Here is a 13,499-nt window from a genome sequence, read left to right on the forward strand (position 1 = left end):
CAAGATGATAACCATTGCCTAGTGGCTATGGCGGAGGGGAAACACCCGTTCCCATCCCGAACACGGAAGTTAATCCCTCCAGCGCCGATGGTAGTTCCGGCCAGCGCCCCTGCAAGAGTAGGTCGCTGCTAGGCGAAAATCCCCTGCTGTATATACAGCAGGGGATTTTTGATTTGATTCAACCCAAAAATTTCCGCATTAAGTATTCATGAAGCAGCAACGGCACTTTTTCCGCCGACACGGAGAGAAACTCAAGAATAAAAGTGTATGCCTTGCTTGGGTAAGAATGGAGAAGCTCGCTCCACCATTCCGTCTCATAGCGCGAAATCATGCTCAAGTTATACAGCAACAAGTAATGGGCGTGTATTTCTGGAAGCGAGAATGTTTTCTCTTTCTTGACTGGAATTCGGAGTGTACCGTCAAGATGGAATAAAAACGGACCTTCTCCGGCCGGCGACAGCGGCGATTCTATATGAAAATACAGAAATTCTCCTTCTTCTTTGGCGAACGAAAGCCGCTTTCCTTGTCCTTCTTCACAGAGATATTGGACAAAGCGGGACAACGACATATGGTAGTGGTCCAAAATCACTTTTGGGATGGCGAGCATCGGCGGCGAAGCAGTATGTACAACAGGCAAGGATAACGGTTTTTTTCGCCCGCTTAGAAGAAAAAACGTTTCATGCAACTCGCCAATTCGTTGCAACAGCGTGCCCATGCGAAATTTTTCCCCAGCTTCTTGTTTCACATGAAACATTTTTTCAGAAAAATGTGCGAATAAACCGTTTTTTTGTATTTTCACTTCATCATCTAAAAATTCGTAGCCCTGTTTTTTTCGTTTTCTTGCTGATACACCATGGGCCAAGACCGATGTTGATTCCGGGTAGTCGGGGTCGACAGTGAGCAGGCATGCTTTTAAGAGCTGCACCATGCCGTAAAACAAGAGAACCGGCTTGATGGACAGCGGCGCCTGCTGGGCAGCGGCGTAAAAGTTTTGCCCGTGTTCCAGATAATATAAAAATGGGTAACAGTTTGCATAACTGCGTTGGACGGCGTCATCCCGCTGCAGCTGTTGATAGCATTGCCGCAAAAATTGCTGCGCAGTATCGGCCGAGCGGAAAACAGAAAGGCGAAACAGTTGACCGTGATTTCCGAACATTTTTACCCCCCTTACATAGAATTGTCTTGAAATAACTGAAAAGTTGGACATTTTCTTGATTCCTTGACAGTAGTTTAACCAGTTGTTAAGCTACTAATAATATTTCCGGACAAGGGGGAGAAAACATGTGGGAAGCGAAATTCGCCAAGGAAGGATTGACGTTTGATGACGTTCTTCTCATCCCAGCGAAGTCGGACGTATTGCCGCGCGATGTTGATGTAACCACGAAGTTGAGCGATACGCTGCAGTTGAACATCCCGATTCTCAGCGCTGGGATGGATACGGTCACCGAAGCGGAGATGGCAATTGCGATGGCGCGTCAGGGAGGCCTTGGCATCATTCACAAAAATATGTCGATCGAACAGCAGGCCGAGCAGGTCGACAAGGTGAAACGGTCGGAACGAGGCGTCATTACGGACCCGTTTTTCCTAACGCCGGATCATCAAGTGTATGATGCAGAACACTTAATGAGTAAATATCGGATCTCGGGGGTGCCGATCGTCAACAACCCCGAGGAGCAAAAATTGGTCGGCATTATTACGAACCGTGACTTGCGTTTCATTCAAGACTATTCGATTAAAATTTCCGAGGTAATGACGAAGGAAAACTTGATCACTGCTCCGGTGGGGACAACGTTGGAGGAAGCAGAGAAAATTTTGCAGCGACACAAGGTCGAAAAACTGCCTCTTGTTGATGAAAACGGTGTGCTGAAGGGATTAATTACGATCAAGGATATTGAAAAGGTCATTGAGTTCCCGAATTCAGCGAAAGATGCGAAAGGGAGGCTGATTGTCGGGGCGGCCGTCGGGGTGACGGCGGACACGATGATTCGCGTCAAAAAGCTTGTTGAGGCAGGGGTTGATGTCATTGTCGTTGACACGGCGCACGGCCATTCGAAAGGCGTCCTAGAGACGGTGGCCAACATCCGACGCCAATACCCGGACTTGAACATCATCGCCGGCAATGTCGCGACAGCTGAAGGGACGCGCGACTTGATTGAGGCTGGGGCGAACATTATTAAAGTCGGAATCGGTCCGGGGTCCATCTGCACGACCCGGGTTGTCGCCGGGGTTGGTGTGCCGCAAATTACGGCGATCTACGACTGTGCGACTGAGGCGCGCAAACATGGCGTCCCGATCATCGCTGACGGCGGGATCAAATATTCCGGCGACATTGTGAAGGCGATCGCGGCTGGGGCGCATGCGGTTATGCTCGGCAGCTTGCTTGCTGGTGTTTCCGAAAGCCCGGGTGAGACGGAAATTTATCAAGGCCGCCGCTTCAAGGTGTACCGGGGCATGGGATCGGTCGCAGCCATGGAGCGCGGCAGCAAAGACCGCTATTTTCAAGAAGATGCGAAAAAGTTTGTCCCGGAAGGCATCGAGGGACGCGTTCCATACAAAGGGCCGCTTGCCGACACGATTTATCAGCTTGTCGGTGGGTTGCGCGCCGGCATGGGCTATTGTGGAACCCGCAATTTGGAAGAGCTGCGCGAAAAAACGCAGTTTATCCGCATGACGAGCGCGGGGCTCCGTGAAAGCCATCCGCATGACGTGCAAATTACGAAAGAAGCGCCGAACTACTCTGCTTTTTGATCGGAGTTGCGCCGATCGGCTCAACTGTGACGGAGACATGTCCTCCGTCTATTTTTTTGGCCGACGGTATGTTACAATAACGGTTGTGTGAGGAGGGTGTCATTGTGAGGAGGAGAAAACAAAACTGGTTGTTTTGGTTGCTGTCGATTTGCCTTTGTTTAACGTTTGGTCCGTTTCAACAGACGGTGAAGGCGGAAAGCGCCCCGCTTGACATCCGGGCGGACGCTGCGATTTTAGTGGATGCACAAACGGGAAGAATTTTGTATGAAAAAAATATCGATACGGTGCTTGGGATTGCCAGCATGACGAAAATGATGACCGAGTATTTGCTTCTTGACGCCATTAAGGCGAAGCGCGTCAAATGGGATCAAATGTACACGCCAAGCGATTACGTGTACCGGCTGTCGCAAGACCGGGCGCTGTCCAATGTCCCGTTGCGAAAAGATGGCAAGTATACGGTGCGTGAGCTGTACGAGGCAATGGCCATTTATTCGGCGAACGGGGCAACGGTCGCGATTGCTGAGATCATCGCTGGATCGGAGAAAAATTTTGTGAAAATGATGAACGACAAAGCGAAAGAGCTTGGGCTGAAAGATTATAAGTTTGTCAATGCCACAGGGTTGAGCAATAAGGATTTAAAAGGATTCCATCCAGAAGGGACAAGCACAAATGAGGAAAACGTCATGTCCGCACGTGCGATGGCGATGCTTGCCTACCGGTTGCTGAAAGACCATCCAGAGGTGCTGGAAACGGCGAGCATTCCCCATAAAATGTTCCGAGGAGGAACAGAGGACGAAATTAAAATGGACAACTGGAACTGGATGCTGCCAGGGCTTGTGTACAAATACGAAGGGGTAGACGGGTTGAAAACCGGCTATACGGAATTTGCCGGCAACTGTTTCACCGGGACGGCGAAACGAAACGGCGTCCGCTTGATTTCGGTTGTCATGAACGCGAAAGATGCGAGTGGGAAAACAACAAAAGAGGCGCGCTTTAAAGAGACAGAAAAACTATTTAACTACGGATTCAACCAATACTCCCTCGAGACGCTTTATCCAAAAGGGTACCAGCTGAAAGGAAAAGAAACACTTCCGGTCGTGAAAGGGAAAGAAAAAGAGGTTCGTGTCGCGACAGGAAAGAATCTGGATCTGCTTGTGAAAAACGGCGAGGAAAAACAATACAAACCTGTATATGTGTTGGACAAGAAAAAAATGACAAAAGAAGGAAAGCTAGTCGCCCCTTTGAAAAAAGGGGAAACGGTTGGATATATGACGCTCGAATATAAAGGGGACGACTCCCTTGCCTTCTTAAGCCCAGACATGCAAAAAAACATTCGTGTGCCGCTTGTCACAACAGCTGAAGTCGAAAAAGCCAATTGGTTTGTTCTTTCGATGCGCGCGGTCGGCGGACTGTTTGTTGATTTATGGACAAGCGTCGCCAAAACAGTGAAAGGCTGGCTGTAGAATCGACTCCCCTTGATGGGGAGCTTTTTTCCATTGTGATTTTTGTAAAAATTGAGGTAAAATAAAACAGTGGAATCGTCCTTTTGCATGCCTCGCAAAGCATAAGGATCAGGAATAGGGGGAATCAACGTTGGCATTGACAGGTACGGACCGCGTCAAACGCGGCATGGCGGAAATGCAAAAAGGCGGCGTCATCATGGACGTCGTGAACGCAGAACAGGCGAAAATCGCTGAAGCGGCAGGGGCTGTCGCGGTTATGGCGCTCGAGCGCGTCCCGGCGGACATTCGCGCCGCTGGCGGTGTCGCGCGCATGGCCGACCCGACGGTGATCGAAGAAGTGATGAACGCCGTTTCGATCCCAGTCATGGCGAAAGTACGGATCGGTCACTATGTTGAGGCGCGTGTCTTAGAGGCGCTTGGTGTCGACTACATTGACGAAAGCGAAGTATTAACGCCGGCTGATGAGGAATTCCATATTGACAAACGGCAGTTTACCGTTCCATTTGTGTGCGGTTGCCGCGATTTAGGGGAAGCGGCGCGCCGCATTGCAGAAGGGGCATCGATGTTGCGAACCAAAGGAGAGCCGGGGACAGGCAACATTGTTGAGGCCGTGCGCCATATGCGCAAAGTGAACGCGCAAATTCGCAAAGTCGTCAACATGAGCGAAGATGAGCTTGTCGCTGAGGCGAAACAGCTCGGGGCTCCGGTTGAGGTGCTGCGCGAGATCAAGCGGCTTGGCCGCCTGCCGGTCGTCAACTTTGCCGCCGGCGGTGTCGCGACACCGGCTGACGCTGCCTTGATGATGCACTTGGGTGCGGACGGTGTCTTTGTTGGGTCTGGCATTTTCAAATCGGAAAATCCGGAAAAATACGCGCGCGCGATCGTAGAGGCGACGACTCATTACGAAGACTATGAATTGATCGCACACTTGTCGAAAGGATTGGGCGGCGCGATGCGCGGCATCGATATCGCGACATTGTTGCCGGAGCACCGGATGCAAGAACGCGGCTGGTAAGCTAAATAAAGGAGCAAAGCAACGATGAAAATAGGTGTACTTGGACTGCAAGGAGCTGTGCGGGAGCATGTTCGCGCCATTGAGGCGTGCGGCGCCGAGGCGGTCATCGTGAAAAAGCCGGAGCAGCTTGAAGGGTTGGACGGTCTTGTGCTGCCGGGCGGCGAAAGCACGACGATGCGGCGGCTCATCGACCGCTATGGGCTGATGGAGCCGCTCAAGCAATTTGCCGCTGCCGGCAAGCCGATGTTCGGTACGTGCGCCGGGCTCATTTTGCTGGCGAAGCGAATTGTCGGCTATGACGAGCCACATTTAGGATTAATGGACATTACAGTCGAGCGGAACTCGTTCGGTCGGCAGCGGGAAAGCTTTGAGGCGGAGCTGTCGATTAAGGGTGTCGGCGACGGGTTTGTCGGCGTCTTCATCCGTGCTCCGCACATTGTCGAGGTCGGCGACGGGGTCGATGTCCTCGCGACATACAATGACCGCATTGTCGCGGCCCGGCAAGGCCAGTTTCTTGGTTGCTCGTTCCATCCAGAGCTGACCGACGATCATCGATTGATGCAATACTTTCTCAACATGGTCAAAGAAGCGAAAATGACGTCAAGCCTTAAGTAAAGTGATCAAGCGAAAGCGATGAGAGGAACAAGCAGCAGACCCCCTTTCTTTCAGAGAGCCGGTGGGTGGTGCAAACCGGCAGGGAGCTCCTGTGAATCCATCCTCGAGCAAAACGTTGAACGCCAAAGCGGGTCAGTAGGCGTTTTCGGCAGCCGCCGTGAACGGCAAAAAGGGAAGGCATCGCAAGCCTTCAATAAGGGTGGCACCGCGGGGTCGCTCCCGTCCCTTTTGGGGACGGGGGCTTTTTTATGTATAATATTGAATGGAAAAGGAGGTAAAAGCCATGCTGGATGTGAAAATATTGCGCGCCCAGTTTGAAGAAGTGAAAGAAAAACTAATGCAGCGCGGCGGAGATTTGGCGAACATCGACCGGTTTGAACAGTTGGACAAAGAACGCCGCCGTTTGATTGCTGAGGTGGAAGAGCTGAAAAGCAAGCGCAACGATGTGTCGCAGCAAATCGCTGTCCTAAAGCGCGAGAAAAAGGACGCCGAGCCGCTGATTGCCCAAATGCGCGAAGTCGGTGACCGCATTAAGCAAATGGATGAGCACATTCGCCAACTGGAAGAGGAACTCAACGCCCTGTTGTTATCGATTCCAAATATTCCGCATGAATCCGTACCGGTCGGCCAGTCGGAAGAGGACAATGTCGAAGTGCGGAGATGGGGGGAGCCGCGTTCGTTTTCCTTTGAGCCGAAGCCGCATTGGGAAATCGCCGATCGGCTCGGTTTGCTCGACTTTGAGCGAGCCGCCAAAGTGGCGGGAAGCCGATTTGTCTTTTATAAAGGGTTAGGAGCGCGGCTTGAGCGGGCGCTCATCAACTTTATGCTTGACATCCATCTCGATGAATTCGGTTACGAAGAAGTGTTGCCGCCATATTTAGTGAACCGGGCGAGCATGATCGGAACCGGACAGTTGCCGAAATTTGCCGAGGATGCGTTCCATTTGGACAGCGAAGATTATTTCCTCATTCCGACCGCTGAGGTGCCGGTGACGAACCTGCATCGCGACGAAATTTTGGCCGCAGATGATTTGCCGATTTACTATGCGGCCTACAGCGCCTGCTTCCGCGCGGAAGCCGGGTCGGCCGGCCGTGACACGAGAGGGCTGATCCGCCAGCATCAGTTCAATAAAGTCGAGCTGGTAAAATTCGTAAAGCCGGAGGACTCGTACGATGAATTGGAAAAGCTGACGCGCCAGGCAGAGACGATTTTGCAACGGCTCGGGCTTCCGTACCGCGTTGTCGCCTTGTGCACCGGAGACCTTGGATTCTCGGCGGCGAAAACGTACGATATTGAAGTTTGGCTGCCAAGTTACGGAACGTACCGGGAAATTTCGTCGTGCAGCAACTTTGAGGCGTTTCAAGCGCGCCGTGCCAACATCCGCTTCCGTCGCGATCCAAAAGCGAAACCGGAGTACGTGCATACATTAAACGGTTCGGGGCTAGCCATTGGGCGGACGGTCGCCGCCATTTTGGAAAACTACCAGCAAGAAGACGGCTCGGTCATCGTTCCGGAAGCGCTTCGTCCTTACATGGGGAATCGGGACGTCATTCGCTGAAAAAAGGTGCTTGAGGCAAATCGTTGGTTGACTTTTCCCGACTGCCGTGTTATAGTGAATGACGTTGGCAATGAGGAACAAGAAATCTTGTTCTTGGCCAAGACGATGATGAAGAGGACTGACGCGCATAAGAGGAGATTGTCATCTGAAACGGCTGACCGCCGAAAGCCGTTTCCCATCATAAAAAAACCCGCCGTTGACCGGCGGGTTTTTTATGCCTTTATTTTTTTACAACAGTAAATTGATCAGCGATCAGCAGCCAGTTTTGTGGAAAATCAATGCCAAGTTTCCAATAGCTGACCCCGCGCAAACCAAGTTCCTTCACGAGATTAAATTTTGCTTGAATGGAGCGGGCGTCCTCGAACCATACTTCATGCTCGCGTCCGTTTTCGTCGCGATAGCGAAAATGCGGTGCCTGCGCCTCCGTATCGTATTCGATGGCAACGTTATACTTTGCGGCGAGGGCGATGGCTTGCTGCGGGCTGAGGGCCTGGGCGTACGGGCCGCCGGGTACATATGGCAGCGTCCAGTCGTAGCCATACAAGTTTTGCCCCATCAAAATTTTTCCGGCTGGCATTTCAGAGATGGCGTACTCGAGAACGCGGCGGACCGGACCGATCGGGGACACCGGCATCGGCGGCCCGCCGCTGTAGCCCCATTCATACGTCATGATCACGACAAAGTCGACAATTTGTCCATGGGCGCAGTAGTCGTGTGCTTCGTACCAACGTCCGCGCTGGGTCGCGCTCGTTTTCGGCGCCAAGGCGGTCGACATCATCCACCCTTCTCGTGCAAACCGCCGTTTCGCTTTGCGCAAAAACGCATTATACGCCTCACGGTCTTCCGGGCGCAAATATTCAAAATCAAAATGGATGTCGCGGAAGCCATACCGTCTAGCGGTCGCGACAATGTTGTCGAGCAGACGATTTTGCAGCGTTTCGTTTGTTAACATAAGCGCGCCGAGCTCGTCGCTGAACTGCCCGTTTTCAATGTTGGCGACAACCATAACGAGCGTGACGCGGTTGGCGCGGGCAATATCCGGAAAGTCGTCAAGCGGCGGCTCTTGCAATGTCGCGTCGCGTCGGATCGCAAAATAAAAAGGACTCAAATAAGTCAAATACGGAGCGGCTTCGCGAGCGCTCGCCTCCAGCGCTGGGCTGACAGTCGCGCCGCGCGGTTCAATATAGGCGTTAAACTCCGCTCTTCGCTTGGCGCCGGGCGGTATATAAAGCCGCTGCCCGACCTTAAGCGGAGCGTTTAAGGAGAGGCGATTCACTTCGGCAAGCCGCTGCATCGGAATCGAAAATCGGCGTGCAATCGACCATAACGTGTCGCCGCGCTGCACCCAGTAAAAACGACCGACGATCGGGATCACGAGCGCCTGGCCGACAACGAGTTTATCAGGGTTTGGAAGCTTGTTGGCCCGGACAATTTCTTCCGCCGTGGTCCCGTATGCCTCAGCAATTCCACTTAACGTTTGTCCACTCTGCACTACGTGGATTTGCATACTTGACCTCCTAGTTGCGTCTTTATTCTCCATATTCTATGATGAAAAGAAAGGAGAAATGACCGTTTGTGTGAAGGGGTATACGATGAACACCGACGAGTACTACATGCGATTGGCAATGGAAGAAGCAAAAAAAGCGGAGCAGATCGGCGAAGTGCCGATCGGCGCTGTCATCGTTCAAGACGGCCGCGTCATCGCCCGCGCTCATAATTTGCGGGAAACCGAACAACGCGCCATCGCTCATGCAGAAATTTTGGCAATCGATGAAGCATGCCGGGCAACCGGTTCATGGCGGCTTGAGCGGGCGACGTTGTACGTAACGCTTGAGCCGTGCGCCATGTGCGCAGGCGCCATTGTTCTTTCCCGCATCGAACGGGTTGTATTTGGCGCGTTTGACCCAAAGGGAGGGTGCGCTGGGACATTGATGAACTTATTGCAGGAAAGCCGATTTAACCATCAGGTTAAGGTGGTAAGCGGGGTGCTTGCTGACGAGTGCGGTTCGCTGTTGAGCCAATTTTTTCGACGATTGCGCGAACAAAAGAGAAATGTTGGCGGGAGTGCCAACGAAAATTCCGTCGATTGACATTGCATTTTTTCCGCTAACGAGCTATACTGATAGTGCCGTGCTAAGCGGGGAGGTAGCGGTGCCCTGTACTCGCAATCCGCTCTAGCGAGGCTGAATTCCTTCTCGAGGTTAGTCTGTTGCGAGGCCTGTCTCAAGCAAGTGGTGTTGACGTCTGGGTCCCGCGCAATGGGATTCCGTGAACCCTGTCAGGTCCGGAAGGAAGCAGCAGTAAGCGGATGCTCCCATGTGCCGCGGGGACGCCTGGGCTGAGCTAACTGCTTGAGCAACGCTCGGGGCAGCTAATCGACAGAAGGTGCACGGCCTTACATAGCGATAGGGAACAAAACCCACTCATGGCGAGTGGGTTTTTTGTTATTTCAAATTGCAATAGGAAGTTATATAATAGATAGGACGAGAGAAAGAGGAGGGCCGTTTTCCGTGGCATACCAAGCGTTATATCGCGTGTTTCGGCCGCAGCGCTTTGCGGACATGGTCGGCCAAGAACACGTGACCAAGACGTTGCAAAGCGCCCTGCTTCAACATAAAATATCGCACGCTTACTTATTTTCCGGCCCGCGCGGTACAGGAAAAACGAGCGCAGCGAAAATTTTCGCCAAGGCGGTCAACTGTGAACAGGCGCCAGCGGCGGAGCCATGCAATGAGTGTCCAGCTTGCCTCGGCATTACGAATGGAACGGTTCCCGATGTGCTGGAAATTGACGCTGCTTCCAACAACCGCGTCGATGAAATTCGTGATATCCGTGAGAAGGTGAAATTTGCGCCGACGTCGGCCCGCTACAAAGTGTATATCATCGACGAGGTGCATATGCTGTCGATCGGTGCGTTTAACGCGCTGTTGAAAACGTTGGAGGAGCCGCCGAAACACGTCATTTTCATTTTGGCCACGACCGAGCCGCACAAAATTCCGGCGACGATCATTTCCCGCTGCCAACGGTTCGATTTTCGCCGCATCCCGCTTCCGGCGATCGTTTCACGGCTAAAGTATGTCGCAAGCGCCCAAGGTGTCGAGGCGTCCGATGAGGCATTGTCCGCCATCGCCCGTGCTGCAGACGGGGGGATGCGCGATGCGCTCAGCTTGCTTGATCAAGCCATTTCGTTCAGCGACGGGAAACTTCGGCTCGACGACGTGCTGGCGATGACCGGGGCTGCATCATTTGCCGCCTTATCGAGCTTCATCGAAGCCATCCACCGCAAAGATACAGCGGCGGTTCTTCAGCAGTTGGAAACGATGATGGCGCAAGGGAAAGATCCGCATCGTTTGGTTGAAGACTTGATTTTGTACTATCGCGATTTATTGCTGTACAAAACCGCTCCCTATGTGGAGGGAGCGATTCAAATTGCTGTCGTTGACGAAGCGTTCACTTCACTGTCGGAAATGATTCCGGTTTCCAATTTATACGAGGCCATCGAGTTGCTGAACAAAAGCCAGCAAGAGATGAAGTGGACAAACCACCCGCGCCTTCTGTTGGAAGTGGCGCTTGTGAAACTTTGCCATCCATCAGCCGCCGCCCCGTCGCTGTCGGCTTCCGAGTTGGAACCGTTGATAAAGCGGATTGAAACGCTGGAGGCGGAATTGCGGCGCCTGAAGGAACAACCGCCTGCCCCTCCGTCGACCGCCGCGCCGGTGAAAAAACTGTCCAAACCGATGAAAACGGGGGGATATAAAGCCCCGGTTGGCCGCATTTACGAGCTGTTGAAACAGGCGACGCATGAAGATTTAGCTTTGGTGAAAGGATGCTGGGCGGATGTGCTCGACACGTTGAAACGGCAGCATAAAGTGTCGCACGCTGCCTTGCTGCAAGAGAGCGAGCCGGTTGCAGCGAGCGCCTCAGCGTTTGTATTAAAATTCAAATACGAAATCCACTGCAAAATGGCGACCGATCCCACAAGTTCGGTCAAAGAAAACGTCGAAGCGATTTTGTTTGAGCTGACAAACCGCCGCTTTGAAATGGTAGCCATTCCGGAGGGAGAATGGGGAAAAATAAGAGAAGAGTTCATCCGCAATAAGGACGCCATGGTGGAAAAAAGCGAAGAAGATCCGTTAATCGCCGAAGCGAAGCGGCTGTTTGGCGAAGAGCTGATCGAAATTAAAGAATAAACCGTTTAAAGGAGGATGCCAAGATGATGCGTGGCGGAATGGGCAATATGCAAAAAATGTTAAAACAAATGCAAAAAATGCAAAAAGAAATGCAAAAAGCGCAGGAAGAGTTGGCGGAAAAAACGGTGGAAGGCACGGCGGGCGGAGGCATGGTGACCGTTGTCGCTAACGGTCATAAACAAATTTTGGAAGTAAAAATTAAAGAGGAAGTCGTCGACCCAGACGATATTGAAATGCTGCAAGATTTGATTTTGGCAGCGACAAACGATGCGTTGAAAAAAGCGGATGAGTTGGCTAATGAAATGATGGGGCAGTTTACGAAAGGACTTAACATTCCAGGGTTGTTCTAGGGGGGGCGTATGCATTATCCAGAACCGCTATCGAAGTTGATTGACAGTTTTATGAAACTGCCCGGCATCGGCCCGAAAACGGCTGCCCGCCTTGCATTTCATGTGCTGGCGATGAAAGAAGACACCGTGCTTGAGTTTGCCAAAGCGCTCGTTGATGTCAAGCGGCATATTCATTATTGCACGATTTGCGGACATATTACAGATACAGACCCTTGCTACATCTGCAAAGACGAGCGGCGCGACCGGACGACGATTTGCGTTGTTCAGGATCCGAAAGATGTCATCGCCATGGAGAGGATGAAAGAATACAATGGCCTGTACCACGTGTTGCACGGGGCCATCTCGCCGATGGAAGGCATCGGACCGGAAGATATTAAAATCGCCGAGCTGCTCACGCGATTGCAGGATGAGACGGTCCAAGAGGTGATTTTAGCGACCGACCCGAACATCGAGGGAGAGGCAACGGCGATGTACATCTCCCGCCTGTTGAAGCCGACAGGAATCAAAGTCACCCGCATCGCCCATGGCTTGCCGGTCGGCGGCGACTTGGAGTATGCGGACGAAGTGACGTTATCAAAGGCGTTGGAAGGGCGCCGTGAGCTATAGAGAGAAAGAAGGTGGGGATCGGTTTGTTATGGCGGCGAAAGGGGAAACTAAAGAGACAATTTGATGAGAAGTTAATGGCTGAACTACAAAAGGCTAGAACTGAATGGCTTGAGCAGAAACAACTCATCGAAAAAAGCGTCGATCCGTCTCCGGAGGTGCTGAGCGCATTGCAACTCGCTGAGGCCAAATATTTTTTCCTCCTCCGCGAAGCGAAGCACCGCCGCATCACACTTAAGGAAGTGCGTTAACTTCCTTATTTTTTTGTTCTTTTTTCCCCTGTTTCTCATACGTTGGTAGTACAAGCGTGCAAAAAGGGGGTTCAAACGTTGGAGCCGAAAGTCGTCATTACCGTGTTGCTAGCGCTTATCGCCGTTTTGCTTATCGTCGGCGCCCGTCTCAAAGCGCTTCGCCTGATCGGCTACGCTGCTATCCGCCTGATCGTCGGGGCGCTCGCGCTGTTTGTCATCAACGCCATCGGCGGGCATTTTAACATCCATATTCCGATTAACCTCGTCACCTCAATCGTTTGCGGATTTCTTGGCCTCCCTGGAGCGGCAGCGTTAATCGTGATTGACCGATATATTTTGTAGGCATCATTATTCAAGATGCCTTTAATTTTTTTGTTTAAAAGTTATTGACTTTTATATGACAATGCATTATATTAATTAATGTCGCTGTTCATGAAAGATATGTTGACAGCAAATTAAATGATATGTATAATAATAAAAGTGTGCAAGATAAACAAGTTCCTTGAAAACTAAACAAAACGCAAGCGTCATAAGAAAAGCGGAGGCGCCGTAATTTCGCCTAAAGGCAGCCTGCGTCCTGCGGGCAACGGCGAAATATCGCCATCCTGGCGATCTCGAAGCCAAATGTTCTTCACCCTTAGTGGTGCTTGCACCCCGAGGTAGAAGGTGATTTGGCAGAAGAGAGCGAGGCGCCGAAGCTGGACAA

At 51.9% G+C, this 13,499-nt stretch carries 13 protein-coding genes, 1 rRNA gene, 1 other RNA gene and 1 other annotated feature; of the genes, 13 read left to right on the forward strand and 2 right to left on the reverse strand.

Annotation, left to right across the window (positions count from 1 at the left end):
* Positions 1-17 precede the first annotated feature (17 nt).
* Positions 18-134 (forward strand): 5S ribosomal RNA (gene rrf / locus ETR37_RS09820).
* A gap of 44 nt (positions 135-178) precedes the next feature.
* Here the strand turns inward: rrf and ETR37_RS09825 are convergent.
* Positions 179-1,156, reverse strand: a complete 978-nt coding sequence (locus ETR37_RS09825) for a YaaC family protein (protein WP_012820422.1) — start codon at positions 1,154-1,156, stop codon at positions 179-181.
* Positions 1,157-1,281: 125 nt separating this feature from the next.
* On the opposite strand from ETR37_RS09825, the gene guaB reads away from it, so the two are divergent.
* From guaB to serS, 5 genes are all read left to right on the forward strand, one after another.
* Positions 1,282-2,748 (forward strand): IMP dehydrogenase, encoded by a 1,467-nt coding sequence (guaB, locus tag ETR37_RS09830; protein ID WP_011229525.1) that lies wholly within the window; start codon positions 1,282-1,284, stop codon positions 2,746-2,748.
* A gap of 104 nt (positions 2,749-2,852) precedes the next feature.
* On the forward strand, positions 2,853-4,211 hold the full coding sequence (locus ETR37_RS09835) for a serine hydrolase (protein WP_129447202.1): 1,359 nt from the start codon (positions 2,853-2,855) through the stop codon (positions 4,209-4,211).
* Between the two features lie 130 nt (positions 4,212-4,341).
* Positions 4,342-5,226 (forward strand): pyridoxal 5'-phosphate synthase lyase subunit PdxS, encoded by an 885-nt coding sequence (gene pdxS, locus ETR37_RS09840; RefSeq protein WP_011229527.1) that lies wholly within the window; start codon positions 4,342-4,344, stop codon positions 5,224-5,226.
* Between the two features lie 24 nt (positions 5,227-5,250).
* Complete coding sequence (gene pdxT, locus ETR37_RS09845; RefSeq protein WP_020754769.1) at positions 5,251-5,841, forward strand: pyridoxal 5'-phosphate synthase glutaminase subunit PdxT; 591 nt, start codon at positions 5,251-5,253, stop codon at positions 5,839-5,841.
* 9 nt (positions 5,842-5,850) lie between these two features.
* Positions 5,851-6,071, forward strand: a binding site (T-box leader).
* 53 nt (positions 6,072-6,124) lie between these two features.
* A complete protein-coding gene (serS, locus tag ETR37_RS09850; protein ID WP_129447203.1) occupies positions 6,125-7,399 on the forward strand; it encodes a serine--tRNA ligase in 1,275 nt (424 codons plus the stop codon).
* Between the two features lie 220 nt (positions 7,400-7,619).
* Here serS and ETR37_RS09860 read toward each other — a convergent pair whose 3' ends face one another.
* Entirely contained in the window at positions 7,620-8,906 is a 1,287-nt protein-coding gene (locus tag ETR37_RS09860; protein WP_129447204.1) for a glycoside hydrolase family 18 protein, read from the reverse strand.
* Positions 8,907-8,991: 85 nt separating this feature from the next.
* Between ETR37_RS09860 and tadA the strand changes: the two genes are divergently transcribed.
* The 7 genes from tadA (at position 8,992) to ETR37_RS09895 (ending at position 13,135) form a co-directional block, all read left to right on the forward strand.
* Positions 8,992-9,489 (forward strand): tRNA adenosine(34) deaminase TadA, encoded by a 498-nt coding sequence (gene tadA / locus ETR37_RS09865; RefSeq protein ID WP_011229532.1) that lies wholly within the window; start codon positions 8,992-8,994, stop codon positions 9,487-9,489.
* Between the two features lie 38 nt (positions 9,490-9,527).
* An RNA gene (gene ffs / locus ETR37_RS09870) (signal recognition particle sRNA large type) lies at positions 9,528-9,792 on the forward strand.
* A gap of 117 nt (positions 9,793-9,909) precedes the next feature.
* Positions 9,910-11,589 carry a DNA polymerase III subunit gamma/tau gene (gene dnaX, locus ETR37_RS09875; RefSeq protein ID WP_012820425.1) on the forward strand — a complete coding sequence of 560 codons (1,680 nt, stop codon included), beginning with the start codon at positions 9,910-9,912 and terminating at the stop codon, positions 11,587-11,589.
* Between the two features lie 26 nt (positions 11,590-11,615).
* Positions 11,616-11,939, forward strand: coding sequence for a YbaB/EbfC family nucleoid-associated protein (locus tag ETR37_RS09880; protein ID WP_020279743.1), 324 nt, complete (start codon positions 11,616-11,618; stop codon positions 11,937-11,939).
* Between the two features lie 9 nt (positions 11,940-11,948).
* Positions 11,949-12,545, forward strand: a complete 597-nt coding sequence (recR, locus tag ETR37_RS09885; RefSeq protein ID WP_011229535.1) for a recombination mediator RecR — start codon at positions 11,949-11,951, stop codon at positions 12,543-12,545.
* Positions 12,546-12,568: 23 nt separating this feature from the next.
* Positions 12,569-12,793, forward strand: coding sequence for a YaaL family protein (locus ETR37_RS09890; RefSeq protein ID WP_012820427.1), 225 nt, complete (start codon positions 12,569-12,571; stop codon positions 12,791-12,793).
* A gap of 78 nt (positions 12,794-12,871) precedes the next feature.
* Entirely contained in the window at positions 12,872-13,135 is a 264-nt protein-coding gene (locus ETR37_RS09895; protein WP_011229537.1) for a pro-sigmaK processing inhibitor BofA family protein, read from the forward strand.
* The last annotated feature ends 364 nt before the right edge of the window (positions 13,136-13,499 follow it).

It is taken from the genome of Geobacillus sp. PK12, from assembly GCF_004123125.1.
Lineage (GTDB): Bacteria > Bacillota > Bacilli > Bacillales > Anoxybacillaceae > Geobacillus > Geobacillus zalihae.